This is a genomic window from Bacillus pretiosus, assembly GCF_051294775.1.
Lineage (GTDB): Bacteria > Bacillota > Bacilli > Bacillales > Bacillaceae_G > Bacillus_A > Bacillus_A wiedmannii.
In genome coordinates, this window is the sequence record NZ_JBPPHF010000494.1 from 1 (window position 1) to 286 (window position 286).

The 286-nt window shown below is 41.3% G+C and carries 1 protein-coding gene; it reads right to left on the reverse strand.

Translation table 11 applies throughout. The annotated features are described in order from the left end of the window. A partial coding sequence (locus ACSG5Z_RS31885; RefSeq protein ID WP_435712953.1) for a beta-ketoacyl synthase N-terminal-like domain-containing protein occupies nucleotides 1–226 on the reverse strand: 226 nt, incomplete at its 3' end. Nucleotides 227–286 lie beyond the last annotated feature (60 nt).

Below are 286 nucleotides of genomic sequence, written 5' to 3' on the forward strand. Positions count from 1 at the left end.
GTGTAAAGCGATCCATAGGGCGCGCTTCTTTTTTATCAATATATTTCTCGACTTCAAAGTCGTTAATTTCTGCAGCTACATTTGCTGGAAACAGTTCCGGATCAATTCTTGTAAGTCGTCCGATTCCAGATACACCCTTTTTAATGTTTTCCCACGCTGTTTCAACATCTGTTCCGATCGGTGTAACAGCTCCTAGTCCTGTTATTTCGACCCTCTTTTTCTCCATACAAAATACACACCTTTTTTTCTCTCAGTCCTTATTTACCCCAACGAAGAGCTACTGCTC